The organism is Micromonospora sp. NBC_00898, assembly GCF_045207895.1.
In the GTDB taxonomy this organism is placed as follows: domain Bacteria; phylum Actinomycetota; class Actinomycetes; order Mycobacteriales; family Micromonosporaceae; genus Micromonospora.
In genome coordinates this window covers 1833262-1857949 of sequence record NZ_CP108775.1, presented here as the reverse complement: position 1 = coordinate 1857949, position 24688 = coordinate 1833262, and the positions used below count along the sequence as shown (strand labels likewise).

At 73.6% G+C, this 24688-nt stretch carries 19 protein-coding genes and 1 pseudogene; 14 read left to right on the top strand and 6 right to left on the bottom strand.

The genetic code is table 11. The annotated features are described in order from the left end of the window. Positions 1–2: 2 nt before the first annotated feature. Positions 3–3041, bottom strand: coding sequence for a BTAD domain-containing putative transcriptional regulator (locus OG799_RS08910; protein WP_406044569.1), 3039 nt, complete (start codon positions 3039–3041; stop codon positions 3–5). Positions 3042–3109: 68 nt separating this feature from the next. Here OG799_RS08910 and OG799_RS08905 point away from each other — a divergent pair, with 68 nt between their 5' ends. Continuing rightward, the gene (locus tag OG799_RS08905; protein WP_406044568.1) at positions 3110–3865 is read left to right on the top strand and encodes an alpha/beta fold hydrolase; all 756 of its coding nucleotides are present in this window, start codon (positions 3110–3112) and stop codon (positions 3863–3865) included. An 18-nt stretch (positions 3866–3883) separates the two neighbouring features. Here the strand turns inward: OG799_RS08905 and OG799_RS08900 are convergent, their stop codons facing one another. After that, complete coding sequence (locus OG799_RS08900) at positions 3884–5074, bottom strand: S8 family serine peptidase (RefSeq protein ID WP_406044567.1); 1191 nt, start codon at positions 5072–5074, stop codon at positions 3884–3886. Next, a complete protein-coding gene (locus OG799_RS08895) occupies positions 5071–5772 on the bottom strand; it encodes a hypothetical protein (protein WP_406044566.1) in 702 nt (233 codons plus the stop codon). Before OG799_RS08895 ends, OG799_RS08900 begins: the two co-directional genes overlap by 4 nt. Before the next feature lie 375 nt (positions 5773–6147). On the opposite strand from OG799_RS08895, the gene OG799_RS08890 reads away from it, so the two are divergent. From OG799_RS08890 to OG799_RS08845, 10 genes are all read left to right on the top strand, one after another. Further along, on the top strand, positions 6148–9057 hold the full coding sequence (locus OG799_RS08890) for an AfsR/SARP family transcriptional regulator (RefSeq protein WP_406044565.1): 2910 nt from the start codon (positions 6148–6150) through the stop codon (positions 9055–9057). 309 nt (positions 9058–9366) lie between these two features. Beyond that, positions 9367–10032 carry a response regulator transcription factor gene (locus OG799_RS08885; protein ID WP_406044564.1) on the top strand — a complete coding sequence of 222 codons (666 nt, stop codon included), beginning with the start codon at positions 9367–9369 and terminating at the stop codon, positions 10030–10032. After that, positions 10029–11087, top strand: a complete 1059-nt coding sequence (locus tag OG799_RS08880; RefSeq protein ID WP_406044563.1) for a sensor histidine kinase — start codon at positions 10029–10031, stop codon at positions 11085–11087. The genes OG799_RS08885 and OG799_RS08880 overlap by 4 nt, the downstream gene beginning before the upstream one ends. A 144-nt stretch (positions 11088–11231) precedes the next feature. After that, a complete protein-coding gene (locus OG799_RS08875; protein ID WP_406044562.1) occupies positions 11232–13544 on the top strand; it encodes a pyridoxal-phosphate dependent enzyme in 2313 nt (770 codons plus the stop codon). Further along, positions 13541–14671, top strand: a complete 1131-nt coding sequence (locus tag OG799_RS08870; RefSeq protein ID WP_406044561.1) for a D-alanine--D-alanine ligase family protein — start codon at positions 13541–13543, stop codon at positions 14669–14671. Before OG799_RS08875 ends, OG799_RS08870 begins: the two co-directional genes overlap by 4 nt. After that, positions 14668–15303 carry a M15 family metallopeptidase gene (locus tag OG799_RS08865; protein ID WP_406044560.1) on the top strand — a complete coding sequence of 212 codons (636 nt, stop codon included), beginning with the start codon at positions 14668–14670 and terminating at the stop codon, positions 15301–15303. Before OG799_RS08870 ends, OG799_RS08865 begins: the two co-directional genes overlap by 4 nt. Before the next feature lie 72 nt (positions 15304–15375). Then, positions 15376–16161: an SDR family NAD(P)-dependent oxidoreductase gene (locus OG799_RS08860; RefSeq protein WP_406044559.1), complete on the top strand. Its 786-nt coding sequence runs from the start codon at positions 15376–15378 to the stop codon at positions 16159–16161. A gap of 318 nt (positions 16162–16479) precedes the next feature. Beyond that, complete coding sequence (locus tag OG799_RS08855; RefSeq protein ID WP_406044558.1) at positions 16480–17595, top strand: MFS transporter; 1116 nt, start codon at positions 16480–16482, stop codon at positions 17593–17595. A gap of 167 nt (positions 17596–17762) precedes the next feature. Then, a complete protein-coding gene (locus OG799_RS08850; RefSeq protein WP_406044557.1) occupies positions 17763–17948 on the top strand; it encodes a hypothetical protein in 186 nt (61 codons plus the stop codon). 77 nt (positions 17949–18025) lie between these two features. Further along, positions 18026–18934: a phosphotransferase gene (locus OG799_RS08845; protein ID WP_406044556.1), complete on the top strand. Its 909-nt coding sequence runs from the start codon at positions 18026–18028 to the stop codon at positions 18932–18934. 96 nt (positions 18935–19030) lie between these two features. Here the strand turns inward: OG799_RS08845 and OG799_RS08840 are convergent, their stop codons facing one another. After that, complete coding sequence (locus tag OG799_RS08840; protein WP_406044555.1) at positions 19031–19810, bottom strand: hypothetical protein; 780 nt, start codon at positions 19808–19810, stop codon at positions 19031–19033. Here OG799_RS08840 and OG799_RS08835 point away from each other — a divergent pair. Next, positions 19788–20219 carry an aminoglycoside adenylyltransferase domain-containing protein gene (locus OG799_RS08835; RefSeq protein ID WP_406044554.1) on the top strand — a complete coding sequence of 144 codons (432 nt, stop codon included), beginning with the start codon at positions 19788–19790 and terminating at the stop codon, positions 20217–20219. The two genes, OG799_RS08840 and OG799_RS08835, sit on opposite strands and share 23 nt — an antisense overlap. A gap of 115 nt (positions 20220–20334) precedes the next feature. On the opposite strand, the gene OG799_RS08830 is transcribed toward OG799_RS08835, so the two are convergent. Next, positions 20335–20868 carry a hypothetical protein gene (locus tag OG799_RS08830; RefSeq protein WP_406044553.1) on the bottom strand — a complete coding sequence of 178 codons (534 nt, stop codon included), beginning with the start codon at positions 20866–20868 and terminating at the stop codon, positions 20335–20337. Between the two features lie 211 nt (positions 20869–21079). Then, entirely contained in the window at positions 21080–22300 is a 1221-nt protein-coding gene (locus tag OG799_RS08825; protein WP_406043436.1) for an Ig-like domain-containing protein, read from the bottom strand. A gap of 154 nt (positions 22301–22454) precedes the next feature. Here OG799_RS08825 and OG799_RS08820 point away from each other — a divergent pair, with 154 nt between their 5' ends. Then, entirely contained in the window at positions 22455–24077 is a 1623-nt protein-coding gene (locus OG799_RS08820; protein ID WP_406044552.1) for a GMC family oxidoreductase, read from the top strand. A gap of 223 nt (positions 24078–24300) precedes the next feature. Continuing rightward, positions 24301–24582, top strand: a pseudogene (locus OG799_RS08815) (WGR domain-containing protein); the annotation flags it as partial. Positions 24583–24688: the final 106 nt, after the last annotated feature.

The following is a 24688-nucleotide window of genomic DNA, read 5'->3' as shown; positions in this document are numbered from 1 at the left end:
GGTCAGACCTGGGCCCGGGCCTCGCCCGGGCCCAGGTCCATGCCCTCGGCCACCAGCGCGTCGAAGCGCGCCCGGCCGAGGGCGGCGACCAGACGCGCGGTGACGCGGTCGGTCTCGTCCCGCTCCGCCGGGGCGGCGGGGGCCTGGGCGACGACCCGGGCCGCGGCCGCGGCGCCCAGCAGCCGGGCCGCGACCTCGGGCGAACCCACCGCCGAGGCCATCCCCTCCAGGGCGTTGATCGCGTCCCGCGGTGACTCCATCGCCTCCGCGGCCCGGAACGCCTCCAGATGCAGGGCCAGCCCGGCGGTTGGGTCCCCGGTCTGCGCGGCAACCGCGTGACCCAGCTCGACCAGGACCATCGGCAGGTAGAGCGCGGGTTGCGTCTCGCGGCGCCCCTGGTCGGCGAGGTGGGTCAGGTGGGCGGTGGCCACGTCGAGCTTGCCCTCGCGCCGGGCGGCCAGGCCGAGGCTGATCTCCGCGAAGACCATCGCGCCCGGCGCGTCCTGTTCCACCGCCAGCTGGTACGCACGTTCGGCCAGCTCGCGGCCCTGTACGTAGTCGCGGGTCTGCACGGCGAGCCAGGCCAGCCAGGACAGTTTGCTGCACACCTCCGGCCACAGCGACAGCTCCTCGGCCCAGCGCAGCCCCTCCCGGTGCAGGGCGGCGGCGCGCTTGTGTTCGCCCTTCATCTCGGCCAGGCCGCCCACCCAGTCGGTCGCCTGCAGTCGCCCCCAGCCGTCGCCGATCTCGGCGAACAGGGCGGCGCTGCGGGTCGCTGCGCTCTCCAGCGTCGCCAGGTCACCGGTGGCGTGCGCGAGCTTGGCCCGCGAGCTGAGCACCGCGGCCCGGGTCCAGGGGTCGTCGACGGTGCCGGGCAGCAGTTCCGAGGCCAGGGCGAGGTCGCTCCGGTCGATCACCGCGTTGGCCACGAACCACGCGGCCCGGCCGTCGGTGTCGCCCGTGAGCACGGCGCGGACGTCGCCCGGCATGATCGGTTCGCCCTGCAGCAGCGCGAACCCGATCCGCCAGGCCGCGGCGCGGGTCTCCTGGATCGGGTCGCCCGGCGACGCCAGCGCCTGCCGTGCCTCGGTGAGCCGGCCGCGCAGGTACCAGTACCAGGTGAGGGCGTTGGCCAGGCGCAGGCCTCCGCCGTGGGTCAGCGCCGTGCGCAGGTTCGCCGACTCCGCGTCGAGCCGGGCGAGCCACTGCCGCTGGTGGGGACCGCGCAGCTGCGGGTCGGCGCGTTCCGCCAGGTCGGTGTAGTAGGCCGCGTGCCGCGCCCGTACGTCGTCCGCGTCCTGGAGACGCTCGAGGCAGAAGGCGGCGACCGACTCGAGCAGTCGGTACCGCGGGCCCGTGCCGGAGTCGTCCAGCACCACCAGCGAACGGTCCACCAGCCGGGCCAGCGCGTCGAGGTCGGTGCGGCACACCCACTCGGCCGCCTCGGGCGTGCAGCCGTCGCTGAAAACCGCGAGCCTGGCCAGTACCGCCCGGTCGGCCTCGGCCAGCAGGTCCCAGCTCCAGCCGATCACCGCGGTGAGGGTGCGCTGCCGGGGCGGCATGTCCCGCTGCTGGGTGGTGAGCAGCCGGAACCGGTCGTCGAGCCGGTCCACCACGCCCTGCAGGCCGAGCGCGCGCACCCGGGTCGCCGCGAGCTCGAGGGCCAGCGGCAGGCCGTCGAGTCGACGGCACAGCTGGGCCACCGCGGGCGCGGTCTTCTCGTCGAGGCGGAAACCGCGCTGGTGAGCGGCGGCACGGGCGGCGAACAGCCGGGCCGCGGCGGAGCGCCGGACCGCGTCGAGGTCCCGCTCATCCTGCGGTACGGCCAGCGGCGGCACCTCCCAGAGCAGCTCGCCGGTGAGACCGAGCGCCTCCCGGCTGGTGGCCAGCACCGTGACGCCGGGCGCGTCCCGCAGCAACCGGGCGACCAGCGCGGCGACCGGTTCGATCACGTGCTCGCAGTTGTCCAACGCCAGCAGCAGCCGCCGCTGTCGCAGCGCGGCGGACAGCCGGTCGGCGACGGGGACGCTGGCGCCGGCGGCCTCGCGCAGGTCCAGCGCGGCGAGCACCTGGTCGGGTACCCGCGGGTCACCGGCCGGCAGCGCGGCCAGCTCGACGAGGTGGGTGCCGTCGGGGAAGGACTGCTCGCGGGCGGCCTCGGTGGCCAGCCGGGTCTTGCCGACGCCGCCCGGCCCGATCAGCGTGACCAGCCGCTGCCGCGGCAGCAGGGCGCGCAGCTCGGCCAGCGCCTCGGCCCGCCCGACCAGCTCGTCGAGCTGGGCCGGCAGGCTGTTGCGGATGATCGCGGCCTTCGGCGGCGCGCTCAGGCCGGCGTCCTGTTCGAGGATCCTGCGGTGCAGGGCGACCAGCTCCGGCCCGGGGTCGACACCGAGCTCGTCGGCGAGGCGGTCGCGCAGGTCGACGTAGCTTTCCAGGGCCGCGGCCTGGCGGCCGGCCGCGTACAGCGCACGGAGCTGAACCGCCCGCAGGCCCTCGCGGAGCGGATGGCGGGCGACGAGCTCGGCGAGCTCCGCGGCGACCAGGTCATGCTCGCCGCGGGCCAGCCGGGCCTCGGCGAGCCGCTCGTGCACGACGAGGCGCTGCTCGGCCAGGCGGGTGGCCTCGGCGTGGGCGAACTCGGCGTCGGCCACGTCGGCGTACGGGTCGCCGCGCCACAGCGCGAGGGCCCGGGTCAGCCGGTCGACGTCGGTGGCGGTGGCCAGCTCGGCGAATCGGTCGGCGTCCACCTCGTCGGTGCGCAGCACGTAGCCGGGCGGCCGTGACTCGACGAGGTCGCGGGCGCCCGGCTCGGCGTCGTTCAGGGCCTTGCGCAGCTGGGACACGCGGACCTGCAGGGCGCCGGCCGGGTTGGCGGGTGCGTCCTCGCCCCACAGGTCGTCGATCAGGCGGTCCGCCGAGACCACCTGGTTGCGGTTGGCCAGCAGGTCGGCCAGCAGCACCCGCACCTTGGCGCCGGGCACCACGACCGGCTCGCCGGCGTCGGTGGTGACGGCGAGCGGCCCGAGGACCCCGAACTGCACGGCGGTGATTGTATCGGCGGTAAGCCGGCCTGAAGGGGACCGTAAGCGCCGGGGCGCACGGTGTGGGCATGGACATCTACCACGAAGAGCACGGCACCGGCGAGGGTTGTCCGCTGGTGCTGATCCACGGCGCACTCTCCGGCATCGGGACCTCGTTCGGCGCGATCCGGCCGCTGCTGTCGAAGACCCGGCGGGTGATCGCCGTCGAGCTGCAGGCACACGGCCGCACCCCAGACATCGACCGTCCGCTGACGGTGGAGCACTTCGCCGCCGACGTGGTCGAACTGCTCGACCGCCTGGGCATCGAGCGGGCGGACGTGTTCGGCTGGAGCATGGGCGCGGAGGTCGCGCTGCGACTCGGCACCGACCACGCCGACCGGGTCCGGCGCCTGGTGCTCGCCTCGGTTGCCTTCGACATCGCCGGCATGCACCCGGGGCTGCTGGACGGCATCCAGGACCTGCAACCGGAACACCTGCACGGCTCGGAGTTCCACGAGGAGTACCTGCGGACCGCGCCGGACCCGGCGGGCTGGCCCGGCCTGGTCACCAAGATCAAGGTGCTGGACGCGAACCTGCCCCGGTGGACGCCCGAGCAGATCCGGTCGCTCGCGGCACCCGCCCTGATCGTGCTGGCCGACTCGGACATCATCCAGCCCGAGCATGCCGTGCGGATGTTCCGGCTGCTCGGCGGGGCGGTGCCCGGCGACCTGACCGGCCTGCCGGCGTGCCGGCTGGCCATCCTGCCCGGCACCACCCACACCACGATCCCGCAGCGCGCCGACTGGCTCGCCCCGATGATCGACGAGTTCCTGGACGAAGGATGACGGAGTCCGGGGCGGCGATCAGGGTGCGGTCGGTGGCGAGGCCCTGGCCCGGCGGGCCCGCCGGCCGCTGACCACGAGAAGCGACCCCGCCAGGAGCATCCCCAGGGCGATCAGCCCGAGGACACCCGCCACGACGAGGGTGGTCACCTCCAGCGGCTGTCCGATCCGCCGGGGCGTGCCGTCGTCGCCCGGGCCGAAGTGGGCACCCGCGCCCTGCGCGGACACAGGCACGACGTACGGCTCGGGCATGACGTCGGCCGCGGCGCGCAGCGCCGCGGCGGCGTCGACGACCCCGTACCCGGTCCTGGGGTCGTGCCGGCCGGGGTGCGAGGCGGTGCGCTCGAGCAGCGCACCGACCTGCCTCGGCGACAGCTTCGGATACTTCGCCAGGACCAGCGCGGCGACGCCGGCGGTCAGCGCGCCCGCCGGCGAGGTGCCCTGCCCGGAGGCGCGGCCCGTCGAGTTGATCTTGGCGCCCCAGATCGACACGCCCGGCGCGGCCACATCGACGTACGAGTGCACGGTCGAGAAGTCGGCCCGCGCGCCCGAGGGCGTGCTCGCGGCCACGCCGATCACACCCGGGTACGCGACCGGATAGCTGACCAGGTTCTCCCCGTCGCCGTCGTTGCCCGCGGAGGCGATCACCACGATCCCCTTGGACATGGCGTACTGGATCGCTTGCGCCGCCTCGGAATCGTAGGGGGCGAAGGGGCTCTCCGAGCCCAGCGAGAGCGAGATGACCCGCACGTCGGCGTCCGCCGCGTAGCGGATGGCCTCGGCCAGCGCGCGCCCCGAGTCGGCCTGCGGCTTCGCCAGCGCATCCTGCCAGGACTGGTAGTCGGGATCCGTGCGGTCACGGATCGCCCGCAGGCCGAGCACCTTTGCCTCCGGCGCGACGTCCAGGACGTGGGAGGCCATCGAGGTGCCGTGGTCGCCGTACCAGGACTCCTTCTGATCGGTCTCGTGCAGGAAGTCCGGCCCCTCGGTGGCGCGCCCCGCGAGGACCGGGTGCGCCGTTCGCACACCGGTGTCGATCACCGCGACGGTGATCCCCGCGCCACGGCTGAGCCGGTGCGCGGCCGGCACCGAGCGGGCGTCCAACTCCCAACCCTTGCCGGCCGCGTGGGCCGGCGCGGCGACGGCGACGAGCGCCGTACCGACAGTCACCGTGACCGCAGCGCGCAGCGCCGCCCGGTACCAGGCGCTCATCGCCCGCTCACCGTCATGTCGAAGGCGCGCGCGTACGCGCCAAGGAGGTCGTCGGCCACGCCCTGGTAGACCTTCCGCTCGCCGCGGCCGCTGATCGCCCAGTCGCCGGGCAGCCGGCCGTACTGACGGCGGGCGTCCAGCGGACCGACGGTGATGGCCACGAAATACGGTGGCGAGTTGGTGGACAGCCCGACGGCGTGCGTGCCACCGGCGTACGCCAGCTTCTTGTTCCACCCCGCGGCGGCGGTGCCGGGCACCGCCACCGGGTACACCATCGGCCCCGGCGCCGACGCCACGTCGAACTGCGCCACGACCGCCCCCGCCTGCTGGTACGAGCCGACCACGCAGAGCGCGACGGTCGCGGCCATCTCGCCGCCGATGTCCACATAGGTGGCCTGCAGGGCGGTCGTGCAGCCCTGCGCGACGGCGGCCTTGGCCAGTTCCTCGGCCAACGCCTGGGAGCAGTCGCTGGCCTTGGCCATGCCCTGCCGGGACCATCCCGGCGGCTGCTGCCTCGCCAGCGAGGTGTCCTGCAGGAAGTCCGGGAAGACCTCGTCGCTGCGCAGGTTGTGCCAGGCGACCGCGGCGAACGCGTCGTTGCTGACCTGGATCCGGTGGTTCTTCACGGCGGCGAACGTCAGTGCCCCGGCGAGCAGCAGCGGCACCACTCCGAGCACGACGGCCAGCGTCCCGAACACCACCCGCTTCCCGCCGCGGGGCCTGCTCGGTGGAACCGGCGGCGGAGGCCAGGTCCCCACGGCCCCGGGACCGGCCGGCGGGGGCGGCAGCACGGCTGGCCCGAACGGCGGCATGGCCGGGGCCGGCCCGGACTGCTGGTCGGCGGAGGAGCGGCCGTACGGGTGGTACGGCGTGGACGGCTGTGACAAGGCATGGCCTTTCCCGCCCGCGGCGCAGCGGGGCGCCACAGGTGTGTCCTGCGGATCTCGCGGGACCCTGCCACCTCCGCCTTGCCACCTTCTTGACACCGACTCGCCAGGCGGCGCAACGCCATGCCGTGTCCCAGCATTCGGCGGCGGTCCTGCCGACACGTCGCCTCCCATAGGATGCGCGGAGTGGATTTTCGGCTGCTGGGCGCGGTGGAGATGTACGCCGACGACGGCGAGCCGATCCGACTCCGGCGACGCCAGGAACGGCTGGCGCTCGCGGTGCTGCTGCTCGAGCCGGGCCGGGTGGTCAGCGTCGACCGACTCATCGGTCTGCTCTGGGGACAGGCGCCGCCGGCGAACGCCAGGGCGGCGCTGCAGACGCTGATGTCCCGCGTCCGCACGGCGGTGCGGCTTGCGGCCGGCCCCGATCCCGAGGGGCCGGCGCTCCTGGTGGCCCACGGGGCGGGTTACCGGCTGCGGGTGCCGCCCGAATCGGTGGACCTGCACCGGTTCCAGGAGTTGGTCGGCGAGGCGCGCGGCATCGCCGACCCGCACCGGCGGTCCGCACAGCTCGCCGCCGCCCTCGACCTGTGGCGTGGGCCGGCGCTGGCCGGCGCCGCGACCGGGCCGACGCGGCAACGCCTGTGCGGCGCACTGGAGGAGGCCCGGCTCACCGCGTTGCTGGACCGGATCGACGCCGACCTGGCCGCCGGCCGGCACGCCGAACTGGTGTCGGAGCTGACCGAGATCGTCAACGACCATGCCCTGCAGGAGCGGCTGCACGGCCAGCTCATGCTGGCGCTGTACCGCAGCGGTCGCCGCGCCGAGGCCCTTGCCGCCTACCGGCGGGCCCGCCGGTTGCTCGTCGCCGAACTCGGCCTGGAACCCGGACCGTCACTGCGGGGCCTGGAGGCGGCGATCATCGTGGACAGTCCGACGCTCGGTGCGGTCAGCGACGTCGAGCACCTCGACCCGGACCGGGCGGCAGACCCTCCCGGGACAAACGGCGTCGCCCCACCCGGGCCGAGCGAGCAGGCCGGCGCCGCGCCAACTGTCCCCGCACCACCGCTGACCGTGGTGCCGGCGCAGCTGCCGGCCGGGGTGGCGGCCTTCGTCGGCCGGACCGGGTACCTGTCCCGGCTCGACGCGCTGCTGCCCGCCGAGGGCGGCGACGGCCCGCGGTCGCCCGCGATCGTGGCGATCACCGGCACGGCCGGGGTCGGCAAGACCGCGCTCGCGCTGCACTGGGCACACCGGGCCCGTCACGCCTTCCCCGACGGGCAGCTGTATGTGAACCTGCGGGGGTTCGACGCCGACGGGACCTCGGCCGGCCCCGCCGAGGTGCTGCAGGTCTTCCTGGACGCCCTGCACGTGCCGGCGCAGCGGATCCCGGCGAACCTGCCCGCGCAGACCAACCTCTGTCGCAGCCTGCTCGCCGACCGGCGGATGCTGATCGTGCTGGACAACGCCCGCGACGCCGAGCAGGTCCGGCCACTGCTGCCCGGCGCCCCGGGCTGCCTGGTCGTGGTCACCAGCCGCAACCGTCTCGCGAGCCTCGTGGTGACCGAGGGCGCCCACCCGGTCCACGTCGAGCTGCTCACCGACGCGCAGGCCCGCCAACTGCTGCTGAGCCGGCTCGGAAACCACCGGGTGGCGGCGGAGCCGGACGCCGTGGCCGAGATCGTCTCCCTGTGCACCGGTCTGCCCCTGGCACTGGCCATCGTGGCCGCGCGCGCCGCGGCCAACCCCGCATTCCCGCTCTCGGCCATCGCCGGCGAGCTGCGGGCGACCCGAGGCAGGCTGGACGCGTTCGACGGTGGGGACGAGTTCACCGGCGTCCGGTCGGTCCTGTCCTGGTCGTACCGCACTCTCAGCCCGGACGCGGCCCGGCTGTTCCGGCTGCTCGGCCTGCACCCGGGGTCGGACCTCGCCGCGCCCGCCGCCGCCAGCCTCGCCGGCGTCCCGGTGGCTCAGGTGCGCCCGCTGCTGGCCACCCTGACCGGGGCGCACCTGCTCTTCGAATCCAGCCCCGGCCGGTACAGCTTCCACGACCTGCTGCGCGCCTACGCCACCGAGCTGGTGCAGGCGCAGGAGTCGGAGAGCGACCGCTCGCACGCCCTGCACCGGCTGTTCGACCACTACCTGCACACCGCGGACCTCGCCAACCGGCTGCTCTACCCGGACCGCCACCTGATGACCCTGTCGGCACCCCGTCCCGGAGTCACCGTCTCCGACCTGAAAGACCTGCGACAGGCGGTTGCCTGGTTCAGCACCGAGCACCGGGTGCTGCTCGCCGCGATCAACCACGCGGTCGAGCACGGCTTCGACACGCACACCTGGCAGCTCGCGCGGATCCTCACCACGTTCTTCCACCGGGGCGGTCTCTGGCACGGACTGGTGGCCACGCAGCACACCGTGTCGAAGGCGGCCGGCCGGATCACCGATCCGGCGGGCAGGGCGCACCTGCACCGCAGCCTCGCCGTCGCGATCGTCGCGCTGGGACGCGACGACGAGGCGCAGACCCATCTCGAGTACGCCCTCGACCGGTTCCGCGAGCTGGGAGACGCTAGCTACCTGGCCGACACCCACATGGGCCTGGTCTGGGTGCACGGGCGGCTGGGACACCCCGACAAGGGCCTCCACCACGCCGAGCAGGCCCTCGCCCTGTGGCGGACGACCGGCCAACGCGCCGGGCAGGCGAACGCCCTGAACAACATCGGCTGGTGGCACGCCCAGCTGGGCCGCTACGACCAGGCCCTCGCCTGCTGTCAGGAGGCCCTCACCCTGCACGACGAGATCGGCGACGACACCCACGGCGGAGCCGTCGCCCTGGACAGTCTCGGCTTCATCCACCACCGTCTCGGCGACCACGAGCAGGCGACCGCCCTGTACCAGCGGGCACTCACGCTCTACCGGGAGGTCAACAGCCGCTACTACGAGACCCGGACCCTGACCCGGCTGGGCGACCTGCACCGAACGGTCGGTGACCTGGACGCCGCCCGCCGCGACTGGCGGCAGGCGCTGGCCATCCTCGATGAGCTCACCCACCCCGACGCCGAGCAACTGCGCGACCGGCTCGCCTCGCTGCGCGACTGACAGCCGCGCCCGTCGCGGCTGTCGCTGCCCTCGTCGTCGGCCGGGCCGGGGGGTGTGCAGCCACTGCTGTAGCTGACGTCGGGGCCGCCTGGAAGTGACACAGTTCACCGCACGATCGCCGACCCACCAACTCCGGGCGGACAAATGCCGCACGACGCGCCGCTCGGTGACGAAATCGGTCGGCCTGGCTTGCCATGGTTTGTCCGCCGACCGCCGCCGTGGAGGATGGCACCTGCGGGTGCTTACGGAACCCTTAACTCCGGCCTGCGACGGTGTGCCGGACGACGAGGAACCACGGGGAGCGGAAGCGTGCGGGTGCTGGTGGCGGACGACGAGCGGTTGTTGGCGGACACGGTCGCCGAGGGGCTGCGGCGCCTCTCGATGGCCGTGGACGTCTGCTACGACGGCGACGGCGCGCTGGAGCGGATCGGGGTGAACCGGTACGACGTCGCCGTGCTGGACCGGGACATGCCCGGGCGCACCGGCGACGAGGTGTGCCGCAGCATCGCCGGGTCCGACGTCGGCACCCGGGTGCTCCTGCTCACCGCGGCCGCCGGCATCCGGGATCGGGTGGAGGGGCTGGGCCTGGGCGCGGACGACTACCTGACCAAGCCGTTCGCCTTCGCCGAACTGGTGGCCCGGGTGCAGGCCCTCGGCCGGCGGTCCACGCCGGCCGTGCCACCGGTGCTGGAACAGCACGGCGTGGTGCTGGACGTGGCCCGGCACGCCGCCACCCGGGACGGCCGCGCCCTCGGCCTCAGCCCGAAGGAGTTCGCCGTGCTGCACGTGCTGATGCGCGCCGGCAGCCGGGTGGTGAGCGCGGAGGAGCTGCTGGAACAGGCGTGGGACGAGTTCGCCGACCCGTTCACCAACGCCGTCCGGGTCACCGTGATGACTCTGCGCAAGAAGCTCGGCGAGCCGGCGATCATCCATACCGTGCCCAAGGCCGGCTACCGGATCGGCGGCCCGGCGTGACCCCGCGCCGCCGTGTCCTGCTGGTCGGCGTGGTCGCCCTGTTCCTCGGGTACAGCCTGCCCCGCCTGGTGAAGTGGCTGGTGGGCGCGTTGTGGTTCCGCGGCCAGGAGGTCTGTGGCCTGCCGGGGCGCTGGGTGGAGGCGGCGTGCCAGACCGCGCGCCAGCTCGACACGGTGCTGCCCCTGCTGACCCTGCTCGGCCTGGTCGCGGCCGCGGTCGCCGCGCTCTGGGGCGCCGCGGTGTGGTGCCTGCGCCCGGTGCGTGATCTCGCCGAGCCGATCGCGAACGTCGGGCCGCAGAACCTCGGCCACCGGATCCGGCCCCGGGGGCGCGACGAGCTGGCCCGGTTGTCCCGGGCGATCGACGGGATGATGGAGCGGATCGCCGCCGGCTACGAGGGGCAGCGGCGGTTCGCCGCGAACGCCTCGCACGAGCTGCGCACCCCGCTGGCCGTGCAGCGGACGCTGATCGAGGTCGGCCTGGGCCGGGCGGCCACCGAAGAACAGTTGGAGCTGCTGACCGCCCAACTGCTGGAGACCAACGAACGCAACGAGCGACTCATCGAGGGGCTACTCACGCTCAGCGAGAGCGACCAGGGGCTGCGCTCCAGTACGCCGCAACGGCTCGACGAGATCGTCACCGGGGTGCTGGCCGCGTACCAGGACCGGGCGACGCAGGCTGGGGTGACCGTCGAGCACCACCTCGCTCCCCGGGTCGTGCTGGGTGAGCGGGTGCTGCTGGAGCGCCTGGTGACGAACCTGGTGGAGAACGCGATCAAGTACAACCGGCCCGACGGCACCCTCACCGTCACGGTCGGCGGCGAACCGGCGCTGACCGTGGTCAACACCGGCCAGGTGGTGCCGGCCGAGGCGGTGCCCGGGCTCTTCGAGCCGTTCCGGCGCCTGGCCCGGGACCGCACCAACCAGGGCGGGGGCGCGGGCCTCGGCCTCGCCATCGCCCGCTCGATCACCCAGGCGCACGACGGCATCATCGCGGCCCGACCCGCCGAGTACGGCGGCCTGCGGGTCGACGTCCACCTGCCCGCCCCGCACTGACCCGGCCGACCCGCCGGCCACACCACCCACCTTCCCCGGGATCCGCGTACCGCGGCATCCCCACCTCCGGCATGCCCGGAAACCGACCGGTCCCGCATCCGGGACCCGGAACCGGCGCTGCCCGGAGCCGGAGAGGAGAGAACCGTGACGACCCGTACGGACCCGGCCGCGACGACGGCGGCGGTCGCCCCGACAGCGGCGGACCGGGTGGTGTGGGCCGACGTGGCCAAGGGCGCCTGCATGGTCCTCGTGGTGCTCTGGCACGTCATCGTCAAGCACTACCTCCAGATCGACTGGCGGGTCGACGTGCCGGCGCCGGGCGCCTGGGGGCTGCTCGGGGAGAAACTGCTGCCGCTGCGGATGCCACTGTTCTTCACCATCTCCGGGATCTTCGCGGCGAACGCCGTCACCCGGCCTTGGCGGGTGGCCGGCCGCCCGCGGGTCGCCCGGCTGCTCTACCTGTACGCGGTCTGGCTGCTGATCCACACCGCCGGGCTGGCCCTCGCCCCGGGCTTCCCGACCGACCGGGCCACTAGCGTCGGCGGGCTGCTGGTCCAGCTCACCGTCACCCCGTCCAACCTCTGGTACCTGTACGCGTTGGCGCTCTACTTCGTCCTGGCCAAGGCGCTGCGGCGGGTCCACCCGGCGGTGCTGCTCGCGGCGGCCGGCGCCCTGTCGGCGGTCACGGCGGCCGGCCTGCTCGACACGCCGGGCAACCGGGGCGGGGTCTACCAGAACCTGGTGTTCTTCCTCGCCGGGCTGCACCTGCGGCCGTACGTCCAGCGGTGGGCCGCCACCGCGACCGACCGGCGGCTGGCGTCGACCTTCGCCGGGTACGCGGCGGCGCTGGCCGGCATGGGGCTGGCCGGGGCCGAGCGCTGGCCGGGCGTGGGGCTGCTGGTGTCCACCGTCGCGGTGGCGTTCGGCGTCACCGCGGCGGCCCGGCTCACCCGGTGGCAGCTCGTCGGCGGGGCGCTCGCCACCCTCGGCCGCCGGACGCTGCCGGTCTACGTCATCCACATGCCGGTGCTGGCGCTGCTGCACCGGCTGCTCGCCGGCCCGGTCGCCGACCTCGACGGCGCCAGCCGAGCGGTGCTGGTGACCGGCTATCCGGCCCTGCTCACCGCGGTGGTGCTGGCGCTCAGCCTGGCCGTGCACCGCGTGCTGCTGGCGGCCGGCGCGACCTGGCTGTTCGACCTGCCCGCGCGCCGCCGGCGCGCCACCCCCACCTCGATCGAAGGAGAACAGATGTCCCGCACAGCTCCCCCGGCCCCGGTCGTCCCAGCCCGGGCCGACGTCGAGGAGGCCGCCCGCTGGCTGTCCGGCCGGGTGGTGCGTACCCCCGTGCTGCACTCCCCGGCGATCGACCGGCTGGCCGGCGCCCGGGTCCTGATGAAGGCGGAGAACCTCCAGGCCGGCGGGTCGTACAAGATGCGCGGCGCGCTGCTCGCCGTCGGCCGGCTCGCCGCCGCCGGGCACGCCGGGGTGGTCGCGCAGAGCACCGGCAACCACGCGGTGGCGGTGTCGCTGGCGGCCCGGCGGCACGGGTTGGCGGCCACCGTGGTGCTGCCGGTCGACGCGGCGGCGACCAAAGTGGCCCGGGCCCGGGCGGCGGGGGCGCGGGTCGTGCTCGCCGGCACCACCGTCGAGGAACGGGTGGCGGCGGCCCGACAGCTCAGCGACGCCACCGGCCACCCGCTGGTCGACGCATACGACCACCCGGACGTCATCGCCGGGCAGGGCAGCGCGAGCCTGGAGCTGATCACGGAGGCCGCCCGGGCCGGCACCCCGCTGGACGCCCTGGTGGTGCCGGTCGGCGGTGGCGGCGGGGTCGCCGGCGCCTGCCTGGCCGCGTCCGGCAGCGCGATCGACGTGTACGGGGTCGAGCCGGTCGGCTGCGACTCGCTGGCCCGCAGCCTGGCGGCCGGCCGGCGGGTCCCGGTCGTACCCGGGCCGACGATCGCCGACGGGCTGCGGCCGTCCTGCGTGGGTGAGCTGCCGTTCGCGGTGCTGCGCGACGGCGTGCGGGGAGTCGTGCGGGTCGACGACGAGGAGATCGCCGAGGCGTTCCGGCTGCTGCTGTTGGAGCTGAAGGTGCTCGCCGAGCCGTCCGGGGCGGCCGGCCTGGCCGGCGCGTTGCGCCTCGTGGCCGGCCGGACCGACCTGATCCGGCCGGAGACGCCCGGCGCGGACGGCCCCGCGGCGAGCCGGGTGGTCGGGCGCGAAGCGGCCGGCGCGGGCGGATTCGCGGCGAGCCGGATGGCCGGGCGCGAAGCGGTCGGCACGGGCGGATTCGCGGCGGCCGGCGTGGACGGGCCGGAAGCGGCCGGCGGGGGCCGGCGGAGGTACCGGACGGTCGGCGTCGTGCTGACCGGCGGCAATGTCGAGGCGGCGCTGGTCGCCCGGTTGGCGGCCGAGCGGCTCGCCGACCTGACTGTGGAAGGGGTGGCGGCATGAGCGCGCCGATCCGGATCGGAATTCTGTTCGGTGGCCCGTCGGCGGAGCACGAGGTCTCCTGCGCCTCGGCGCTCGGCGTGGCCCGGGCGCTGGCCGGCAACGGGTATCGCACCGTCGCCATCGGCGTCACCCGCTCCGGCGGGTTCCGGTTGGTGCCGGACGCCGTGCTGGCCGAGCTGCGGGACCGGCCCGCCGCCGCCCGGGCCATCGACGATCGGCTGACGGTGACCGGGCCGGCGGTCGAGCTGCGGGCCGGTCCCCGCCCGGGGACGGTGGTGGTGTCCGCGGCAACCGCCCCCGGCGCGGTGCACGCCGAGCTGGATGTGGTCTTCCCGGTGCTGCACGGCCCGTTCGGCGAGGACGGGGTGGTGCAGGGGCTGCTGGAGTCGCTCGACGTGCCGTACGTCGGGTGCGGCATCCTCGCCTCCGCCGTCGGCATGAACAAGGTGGCGATGAAGCGGGCGCTGCGCGCCGACGACATCCCGATCACGCCGCATGTCGCGTTCGACGCGCAGACCTACCGGCAGGCCGACGACCCGGAGAAGCTGGTGGTGGGGCTGCGCCGGCCGCTGTTCGTCAAGCCGGCCAGCATGGGCTCCTCGATCGGCATCTCCCGCGTCGCCGACGGCGACGACGTGGCGGCCGCGGTGGAGGAGGCGCTCCGGCACGACCAGACCGTCGTGGTCGAGCAGGGGGTCGTCGGCCGGGAGCTGGAATGCGCCGTGCTGGGTGGCTGGCGCCCGGAGGCGTCGGCGGTGGGCGAGGTGCGGGTCGCCGGGGGCTGGTTCGACTACCAGCAGAAGTACTTCGGCGACGCCGACCCGATGGTGGTCCCGGCCGTGCTGCCCGACGAGGTGACCGAGCGGGTCCGCGAGCTGTCCCTGCGGGCGTTCGCCGCGATCGGCGGCTGGGGCCTGGCCCGGGTCGACTTCCTCTACGAGGAGACGACCGGCGAGCTGTACGTCAACGAGCTGAACACGATGCCCGGCTTCACCGCGCACTCGATGTACCCGAAGGTGTGGGCGGCGGTCGGCGTCGGCTACCGGGAGGTGGTCGACCGGCTGGTGGAGCTGGCCCGCATCCGGTACGCGGAGCGCGCCGCCACGGCCACCCGGAGCGCCCGATGATCCTGCTCTCCGATCCCCGGGTGGCGGCGGTGCCGAGCGCCGACGACGGCGATCCGCTGGTGGACCTGCGCGAGGAGCCCGAGCTGCGGCTGGACGGGCGGGCGGCCGACCCCGCCGGGGCGTACGCCCGGCTGCGCCGCGGGGTCGCGGACCGGCTGCTGGCCGCGCAGCGCGCCCTGCCCCCCGGGGTGCGCCTGCTGGTCATCGAGGGGTACCGGCCCTACCAGGCCCAGCTGGGCATCTTCACCGGCTACCGGGACGAGCTGCGCCGGCGGCACCCGGACTGGCCGCCGGCGCGGCTGCACCGGGAGACCAGCAAGTTCGTCGCACCGGTCGAGGTGGCGCCGCACAGCACCGGCGGGGCGGTGGACCTGACGCTGTGCACCGACGACGGCGTGGAGCTGGATCTGGGCACGGTTGTCGACGCCACGCCGGAGGACAGTGCCGACGCCTGCTTCACCGCCGCCGACGCCATCGCCACGACCGCCCGGCGGCACCGGCGGATCCTGGTGGCCGCCCTCACCGGCGTGGGACTGGTGAACTATCCGACCGAGTGGTGGCACTGGTCGTACGGCGACCGCTACTGGGCGCTGGCCACCGGTGCGCCCCGCACCCGGTACGGCCCGGTGTGACCACAAAGCTGATCATTAAGCCGCACGCTACATCTCTTGGCGACGGGGCACCTATGCCGTGGACTTCGGGTCATGACACACGAGGTCGACACGGCAGACCAGGCCGATCCACGGGGTACGGCGATCGTCACGGGCGGGGCACGCGGCATCGGCGCCGCGGTGGCCAGGCGGCTGGCGCGGGACGGTCTCGCGGTCGGGGTGATCGACCTGAACGAGCAGGACTGCGCCGGCACCGTCGAGGCCATCACCGCCGCCGGTGGGTCGGCGATGGCCGTCGGTGCCGACATCGCCGACGAGGCCGCGGTGACCGCCGCCGTGGCGCGGATCGCGGCCGAGCTGGGGCCACCCACCGTGCTGGTCAACAACGCCGGGGTCGGTCCCCGTGCCGACCTGGTGGAAATGACCACCGAGCAGTGGGACCGGGTCATCGGCGTCAACCTGCGCGGACCGTTCCTGGTCACCCGGGCCGTCTGCCCGTACCTGATCGACGCCGGCTGGGGACGTATCGTCACCATGTCGAGCATCTCCGCGGTCGGCGACGCCGCCCGCGTCGACTACGGCAGCGCGAAGGCCGGGCTGATCGGCTTCACCAAGTCACTCGCCCGCCAACTAGGGCGGCACGGCATCACCGCCAACGCCATCGCGCCCGGCTTCGTGGTGAGCGACATGACCCGGGCCTCCGCCCGGCGGCTCGGCCTCGACTTCGCCGAGTTCGAGCGCCGCGCGGCGGAGTCCACCCCGGTCGGCCGGGTCGGCCAGCCCGAGGACATCGCGCACACCGCGTCGTACCTCGTCAGCCCCGAAGCGGGTTTCGTCTCCGGCCAGGTCATCTACGTGGCCGGCGGGCCGGTGGACTGAGCCGGCCCGTACGGTGGTGGCCCGGTCAGGTGGTCACGACGCCGGCGGCCCCGATGCCGGGCACACGCGGGAAGGCCGACGGCCCGGGCGCGTCGGTCCAGTGTGCCTTCCGGCCGTGGTGCCGGGATCGTGCGCCACGGCGGATGGTGCGACGATGCGGTGGCTACGGGAGGGGTGGGAGATGCCGCAGGTGTCGCCGCGTAGGGCCAGGGCGGCGCTTGCCGTGTTGTCCCTCGCCGCGCGTTCATCACCACCGAGCTGCTGCCGATCGGCCTGCTCACCCTCATCGCACCCGACCTCGACCGCTCGCGCTCGCAGGTGGGCCTGCTGGTCAGCGGGTACGCCGTCGTGGTCGTGCTGGCGTCCGTGCCGCTGGCCCGGTTGACCTACCGGGTCCCGCGCCGCCGGCTGCTCGGCGTCACCATGGTGCTGTTCGCCGCGGCGAACGCCGTGGCCGCGCTCGCGTCGACGTACGCGGTGCTGGCCGGCGCCCGCCTCGTCACCGCCCTGACCCAGGCCCTGTTCTGGTCGGTCGCCTCGGCGACGGTGACCGGCCCCTTCCCGGTCGCCGTGCGCGGCCGGGTGGTGGCGCTGTTCTCCACCGGGGCGGCGCTCGCCCCCGTGCTCGGCGTCCCGCTCGGCACCTGGCTCGGGCAGCAGGCCGGCTGGCGGGCGGCGTTCGCGGTGCTGGCCGGGGTCGGCCTGGCGACCGCCGCCGCGGTGGTCGCGCTGATCCCGTCCTACCCGCCCGCCGCCGGGGGCGCCGCCCGGGGCACCGCACCCGACGCGCGGCGCTTCGCGATGCTCCTGGTGGCCACCGCCGTCGGCGTCGCCGGCTTCCTGACCCTGCAGACCTACGTCACGCCGTTCCTGCTCGACGTCAGCGGCTTCACCGACGCCGCGCTGGCGCCCCTGCTGTTCGTCTGCGGCGCGGCCGGCGTCGCCGGCACGATCGCGGTGGCCCGCACCCTCGACCCCCGTCCGATCGCCTCGCTGCTGGCGCCGCTGGGCATCGGCACCGCCGCCCTGCTCGGCCTGTACGCGCTGGGAGCGCTCGAATCCGCCACGGCTATCCTGCTCGCCGGCGTCGGCCTCGCCTACGCGGCGTTCGCCACCGCCGTGCAGAGCCGGATGCTGCAGCTCGCCCCCGGCAGCACCGACCTCGCGTCGGCCGGTGTCAGCACCGCCTTCAACGTCGGCATCTCGGCCGGATCGCTGCTCGGCGGCGTCCTGCTGCCCGGCCCCGGACCGCGGCTGCTCGGGCTGATCGGCGGGCTGCTGACGCTGGTCGCGCTGGCGGTGCTCGCGGTCGACGCCCGGCGGCCTGCCGCCCGACCGGCACCGGACCTTCCGAAGTCGCCGGCGCCCGCCGTGGCCGGCCGTGACGGGGACGAAACGACCGTTGCCGCTCGATTGACGTCACGCGACGGATGATCGCGTCGTCGCGGGCAGCTCCGACCCCCGCGCGGGCCGGCGGCCTGCACGGCCGCTCTATCGCAACTTGAGGGTGCGGGCGCACTGTTACGTGGGATGGTTCGCAGTAGTGCCGAAGCACCGACCGGCGCCTGGCGGGCGGAGAGCGGGACAGAGGAGGCAGCACCATGAAGGATCCCGACACAGAGGTCCGGACCGAGTGGGGCCGGCACAGTGAGGGTCAGCAGGTCAGTGGCGTGCCGGGCACCCCGACGTCCCTGTCGAGCTGGGCGCAGGCCGCACTGCTCGGACGTGCCGGCGCCGAGGAGGACGACACCATGGATGAGCAGCACATCCTCCGCGGCCTCGAATAGGACGGGCGCGTTTCGCGCCGGCAGCGCCGCGGGAAACTGCCTGGCTTCCCGTGCCGTCCACCCGGCAGACTTCCGACGTGACGCTTCATCAGGATGAGGTCGCGGTCGACGAGATGATCGTCCGGTCGCTGCTGGAGGCACAGCGCCCGGAGTGGGCCGGGCTGCCGTTGTCCCCCGCCGGGGCGGGCACTGACAACACCATGTACCGGCTGGGCGACGACCTGCTCGTGCGGCTGCCACGCACCGCCGACAAGGCGCGGTCCCTGCGCAAGGAGCAGCGGTGGCTGCCTCTCCTGGCGCCGCTCCTCGCGTGTCCCATCCCCGAGCCCGTCCACGCCGGCACGCCCGCCGCGGGCTTCCCGCTCGCCTGGTCGGTCTACCGCTGGATCGACGGTGCCGAGGCCAACCCGGACACCGTCCAGGACTGGGTCGCCTTCGGGGCCGACCTGGCGGCGATCGTGCGGGAGCTCCACCACATCGACCTGATGGGAGCGACGCGCACCGACGACCTCAGCTGGTACCGCGGCGGCCGTCTGCGGGCGTGCGACCAGTGGATCAGCGGGTGTCTTGACGACTGCCGAACCACCGTGGGTCCGGAACTCGATGTTGAGACGCTGGAACAGCTGTGGCGAGCCGCGCTCGCCCTGCCTGAGCCGTCCGGACCCCACGGGTGGCTGCACGGCGACCTCAAGCCCACCAACCTCCTGGCGCGGTCCGGCAAGCTGCACGCGGTCATCGACTTCGGCGGACTCTCGGTCGGCTTCCCCGACGCCGAGCACGCCACAGTCTGGGACCTGCCTCCCGACGCACGACGGGCCTACTGGGACACCCTTGACCTCGACGAGCTGACCTGGGCCCGCGCCCGCGCCTGGGCCATCGCGGTGGGCGTCAGTGGGATCTCCTACTACGGGCACACCTACCCGGCCTTCGTCGCCGAATGCCACGCGCGACTTCGGGCGATCCTCACTGACGCCGCCGCCCGTTGAGCGGCAGCCCGATCGGCGGGGCAACGCCCTTTCGCACGTCGCCGCCACCGCGCCGGCCCTGAGCGCCGACGACGTCGACCATCGGAGATCATCCGGTCAGGTGGCCACGGTGGCGGGCTCCCTGTCCTCGGACGTCGCGGCGGCCAGCCGCCGCGCCCGCTCCTGGGCGCCGATCAGGTCGTCGGGCAGCGAATCGGGCACCTCGGTGTCGAACCGGCGCAGCGTCCGGACCAGGAACCCGCCGCCGGTGACCAGTGCCAGCACGAACCCGAACAGCAGGTACGCGAACCCGATCCCACGTCCGGGGCCGACCCCGATGACCGCGCCGACCGAGCCGGCGAGCGCTCCGCCGGGGGCGAGCATCGGCTCGAACAGCGCGGTGCCCAACGGGGCGAGCAGCGCGAACCCGATCGGCAGGGTCGACCAGGAGATGGTCTGGTTCAGCGCGAACACCCGTCCGTGATAGCGCTGCGGCACCTTGACCTGCACGATCGTGGCGTAGATGTCCTGCGCCGTGGCCATCGCCGCGGTCATCAGGAACAGCCCGACCGTCACCACGACGATCGAGGGGCGGACGCCCACCAGCGCACAACCGGCCGCGGTACCGAGGTTCCCGATCAGCACCCCGATCATCCGACGCTGCCGCGGGCCGCCCCAGACGGCCATCACCGTGCCGCCCGCGATCGCGCCGAGCGCCTCCGCGACGGCGACCTGGGCCACCTGGGTCACCGTCCCAAAGGACAGCACCAGCGGGGTGGTCAGCACCAGCGCCGGGGCCAGGAAGACGTTCCCGAGCGCGAAGTAGCCCAGCATCAGCCGGAACCCGCGGTGGTTCCACGAGTAACGCAGCCCGTTGACGTTGCAGCGGTACGGCATCCCGGTGCGCGGGCCGGCCGTCGCGGACCTGGGGATACGAGTCGATCAGGAGCAGCTACGCCGGTACAACCTCGACAACCTGCGTGAGTACTGGAAGTCGAAGGCGGCGATGTTTCCGGCCGCATCAGCCGACGTGACCCCCGATCAGGTCATGGACGCCGAGACGGTCAGCTGGTTCGTGCTCGACCCCGCACGACTGCACTACCCGCTCGCCCATGGGGACATCACCTCGAAGTCCGCTGCCGGCGACTACCTCGCGGAACTGTTCCCCGAGTACGCCGATCTCGCGCACCGGGCGATCCGCTGGCGTGCGGGTGAGCCGGAGCAGTTCACCGCGGCGGACCTGGTCGCGGCGGGCCACAGCGTCAACGCGGTGGCCGATGACGCGTGGCGCCGCTTCGCCGGCTGATCTGCTTCAGAGGGGTCGGCGAGGTACCGATCGAGCTCCGGGTCCTCGTGCACCTCGGCGAAGTCGTCGGTGACTTCCCATCGCTCACCGAGCGCGACTTCCTGGTTTCACTTGCTCACGGACCCTTCAACATGCTCGCGACCGAGGCGTCGACCACCGCCGGTCGTTTCTCGCCGGGTGAGGGCCGCTCGCTGAGCCACCTTCCGGTGTCCTGGGGGTCGGCACGCCAGCGGGTCACCTGCGGCTCGGTGACCCAGACCGTGTCGGGTGTGTTCTGGTCCCAGGCCGCGAGTACACCAAGGCCCCCGGTCATCGCGGGCCGAGGAGGCGGCAGGACGACGGCGCCGGTCGCCACCTCCACCAGCTGGTACTGCCAGTCACCGGGAATGGCAGGTTCGGCTTTGAACACCTCAAGGCGGAACTTTCCCGACGGAGACAGCGACGGTCGCCCCGGCCAACTCACGCCAGCGCCCCCGGCCGGGCAGTAAGCGATGCGGTTCGGGCAGCTCTTCGTGTTGCCCACATCGCCGTCGAACTGCACGTCCCCGGTGCCGGTACAGCCGGCCTGCAACACCGGGGCGGATGCGGCGACGACCGCCAGCGCGCGCCATCGTGCGGATTCCCCACCACGCCCCGCCCCTGTCAGCACGCGCGGAAGCTACCACCGCACCTGGGGTTGGGCCAGCAACGCGGGCGCCGAGGTCTCCCGCCGGATCCAGGCCGAGGGTGCGCGGGTCTGCCTGTTCACCGACCGGGCGAACCCGACCTCGAACAAGATCTACGCCGCCCTTGGCTCCCGGCCGGTCGTCGACATGGCCAACCTTGTCATCGTCCGCTGAGCCCGAAGGCGGCTGCCGCGGTCACCACTTGTCCCACGGGATGGTCCAGTCGCCCACCCCGTCGGTGACCGTCATCGCGCGAGGGGTGTTGCGTACGTCGACCACGTCGCCGAGCCGGAACGTGTCGTAGAACCATCGGGCATTGTCCGGCCCGACGTTGATGCAGCCGTGCGAGGTGTTCCGGTCGCCCTGCGCATCGATGTTCCAGTCAGCCATGTGGACGAACTCGCCCGAGTACGAGATCCGCAGGCAGAGCGTGATGACCTCGTCGTAGTAGTTGGGGTCCTTGGGGTCGACGAGCCCGTAGCTCGCTGAGGTCATCCGGTGCGAGGGCTCCCGGGTCATCACCACGTGCGGGCCGGAGCGCGTCCAGTAGCTGATGACCTCTCCGTTCGCGCCCTTGGTGGTGCCGCCCTTGCCCATGCTGATCGGGATGTCCCGCACCACCTTGCCGTCGAGGTAGACCTTCATCCGGTGGGTGCTGGCGTCGGCGATGGCGATGCGGGACGGGCCGATGGTGAAGTTCGTGCTCGCGTTGGCGCCGCCGTAGACACCCTTGCCGAGATCCTGACCGAAGAGGTTGACCTTCACCGAGATCTTCGTGCCCGAGGTCCAGTACCTCGCCGGCCGCCAGTGCGCGTTCTGACCGTCGATCCAGCGCCACCGCCCCTCGACCGCCGGGCTGGTCTCCACCAGCATCGCCTTCTCCGCCTCGGCGCGGTTCTTGACGGGCCTGCTGAAGTGCACCATGACCGGCTGGCCGACCCCGTACGTGCCGCCGGTCTGCAGGGCGGTCAGCGCGTTGGCCTGGAACGCAACGGAGGCGACCCCGGACGGCTTGACAGTGCTGAAGCTGCTCTTGTGCTCCGTCAGCGCGCCGGTGGAGTCGGCAACCGACACGGTGACCGTGTAGGTCTTGCCGTAGGCCAGCTTGCCGGTCGAACGCCACGTCCGAGCGTCGTCACCCGGCTTGCCGGCGACGGTCTTGCCCCCCGCGGACACCGAGACGTCCTTGAGCGTGCCACCCTCCACCGCCACCACGACCGGCTCGGTGGGCGAGACCTTCGTGGCGTCGGCGCCCGGCGTGACGGTCACCCGGACCTCGGCCACAGGCGGATCCTCCGCTGCCAGACCGGGCTGCGACCACGACGCGTTGGACGAGGTCTTCGGGCTGCAACCTGCCGTCACCAGGCCGGCGGTGACACCCAGACCGGTGGCGATCAACTTTCGACGACTGATCATGGCGTTCCTCTCCGCGAGGAGAGTACTTGCCCGCGGCGCGAGATGGGGGGCCGCCTCGAGCGCTGTGGCCGTCCGGCACCGCCCCCGACCGGCCGGGGTGCGGCGATCGCGAGGATTCTTCCCGTTTAGTGATCGACGAACTACGGTGAGTGCGATGCTCGTGTCGGCGAACCGGGGGCGCGCCATGGAAGAGTTCGACTACATCGTCGTCGGTGCGGGCTCGGCCGGCTGCGTGCTGGCCAACCGATTGACCGAGGACCGGGGCAACCGGGTGCTGCTGATCGAGGCGGGCGGCTGGGACCGCAGCCCGTTCGTGCGCATCCCCAAGAGCTTCAGCCGGCTGATGGACGACCGGCGCACCGCCTGGCAGTACCCCGCCGAGGCGGGGCCGGCGCGCCGCGAGGTCTGGCAGCGCGGTCGCATGATCGGCGGATCCAGCTCCATCAACGGGATGGTGTACGGCCGCGGCGACCGGCTCGACTACGACGGGCTGGAACGTCTCGGCAACCCCGGCTGGGGTTGGGACACCATGCTGCCGATCTTCAAGCAGCTGGAGGACAACCCGTTCGGCGCCTCCGAGGTCCGCGGCGCCGGCGGACCGCTGCGGCTGTCCAGCGCGACCGACACCGACGAGCTCTGCGAGGAGACCATCGCCGCCGGGGTGGAGCTGGGCTGGCGCCGCGCGGACGACCTGAACGCCGACGACGACGAGCGGATCGGGTACCTCATGGCGACCATTCGCGACGGTCGCCGGATCAGTGCCGCCGATGCCTTCCTGCACCCGGTCCGCAACCGGCCCAACCTCACCATCGCGGTGGGCACGGTCGCGCTCCGGGTCCTCGTTCACAACGGTCGGGCGATCGGCGTACGCGCCCGCCGGCACGCGCAGACGGTTGACTACCCGGCCGCCGCCGAAGTCATCCTCGCCGCCGGCGCCATCGCCACACCGCAGCTGTTGCAGGTCTCCGGTATCGGCCCGGCCGACGCGCTGCACCGCGCCGGTGTCGACGTGCTGGTCGACCGGGCCCGGGTCGGCGCCGGCCTGCGTGAGCACCGATCGATGCCCTTGCAGTTCCGGCTGGCCGCCAGGAGCGGCTACAACCCGACGCTCAGCAACCGACTCGGTCAGGGGCGCGCCATGCTGCGCTACCTGCTGACCCGCCGAGGGCCGCTCGCCCTGCCGGTGTACGACATCGGAGCGCACATCCGGTCGGGCCCGGAGGCCGATCACCCCGACACGCAGCTGCTGATCGCACCCTTCTCGGCCGCACCGCCCCGTCCCGGTCGCGCGCTGGAACTGGAGGCCGAGCCGGGGCTGATGGGCCTGGCCACGGTGACCCGGCCGGACAGCGAGGGCAGCCTGGCCATCACGTCGGCCGACCCGCAGGAGCCACCACGGATCGTCGCCAACTACTTCAGCACCACGCATGACCGTCGTGTCGCGGTGGCCGCCTTCCGGCGGATGCGGGAACTGTTCGCCACCGCGCCGATCGCGAAGCGAATCTCCGCGGAAACACTGCCCGGCGCTGCGGTGCAGGATGACGACGACATCATCCACGCGGCGCTGACCCTCGGCTACTGCGGCTACCACGCCGTGGGCACCTGCGCGATGGGTCCGGCCGACGACTTCGTGGTCGACCCGCAACTGCGCGTCCGCGGCGTGGACGGCCTACGGATCGTCGACGCCTCCGTGCTGCCGGTACTGGTCTCCAGCTACCTCAACGCCCCCGTGATGGCACTGGCCTGGCGAGCCGCCGACCTCATCCTGGCCGCCTGACCGGGGTACGGTCCGCCGGATATCCCCTCGGCGGCCGCGCCGCGGCAGGGCCGCTCGGTCGACGCGCTGGTGCCGAGGCGCGGCCCCACGTCGTGCCGTCCGGTTTCCTCCGTCGCCGCTGCCTGCAACGGATGGGTGTTGAGGGCACGGACGTAGCCGCAGGCGGTCGAGATCATCGCGCGGCCGATCGATGGGTGATCTTGTCGGTCGTGATCGCTAAGGTGTGCCCACTGTCCCGCCAAGCGGCCTGTGTCCGCTGGTCGGCGGCCCTCTCCTGGTGACCTGCCGGTGGGTCGCCGCAGCTGACGTGCGCCGGTGGGGACAGCTCACCTTGGTTGCAGTGCAGGAGGTTCCGCGAGTGGTCATCAGCCGAAGCTTCGACTTCGTGAGCGGCAGTTCCTCGAAGTTCTGGGAGATCAGCCGCGACGGCGTCGAGGTGGTCGTCCGGTACGGCCGGAAGGGCACGACCGGCCAGACGACCAGCAGAGCCTTCACCACCGAGGAAGCGGCGGTCGCGCACGTCGACACGCTGGTCGCGGCGAAGCTGGGCAAGGGTTACGTCGAGTGCGGCACCGCCGACGCACCCCGGTCCGTGGCCTTCGCCGCCACCG

Excerpts from the sequence above, each read along its gene's own strand:
- OG799_RS08900 (WP_406044567.1), bottom strand. The coding sequence starts at position 5,074 with ATGAGCGCCTGGTACCGGGCGGCGCTGCGCGCTGCGGTCACGGTGACT.
- OG799_RS08825 (WP_406043436.1), bottom strand. The coding sequence starts at position 22,300 with ATGATCAGTCGTCGAAAGTTGATCGCCACCGGTCTGGGTGTCACCGCC.
- OG799_RS08820 (WP_406044552.1), top strand. The coding sequence starts at position 22,455 with ATGCTCGTGTCGGCGAACCGGGGGCGCGCCATGGAAGAGTTCGACTAC.
- OG799_RS08850 (WP_406044557.1), top strand. The coding sequence starts at position 17,763 with ATGAAGGATCCCGACACAGAGGTCCGGACCGAGTGGGGCCGGCACAGT.
- OG799_RS08840 (WP_406044555.1), bottom strand. The coding sequence starts at position 19,810 with ATGCCGTACCGCTGCAACGTCAACGGGCTGCGTTACTCGTGGAACCAC.
- OG799_RS08870 (WP_406044561.1), top strand. The coding sequence starts at position 13,541 with ATGAGCGCGCCGATCCGGATCGGAATTCTGTTCGGTGGCCCGTCGGCG.
- OG799_RS08905 (WP_406044568.1), top strand. The coding sequence starts at position 3,110 with ATGGACATCTACCACGAAGAGCACGGCACCGGCGAGGGTTGTCCGCTG.
- OG799_RS08865 (WP_406044560.1), top strand. The coding sequence starts at position 14,668 with ATGATCCTGCTCTCCGATCCCCGGGTGGCGGCGGTGCCGAGCGCCGAC.
- OG799_RS08860 (WP_406044559.1), top strand. The coding sequence starts at position 15,376 with ATGACACACGAGGTCGACACGGCAGACCAGGCCGATCCACGGGGTACG.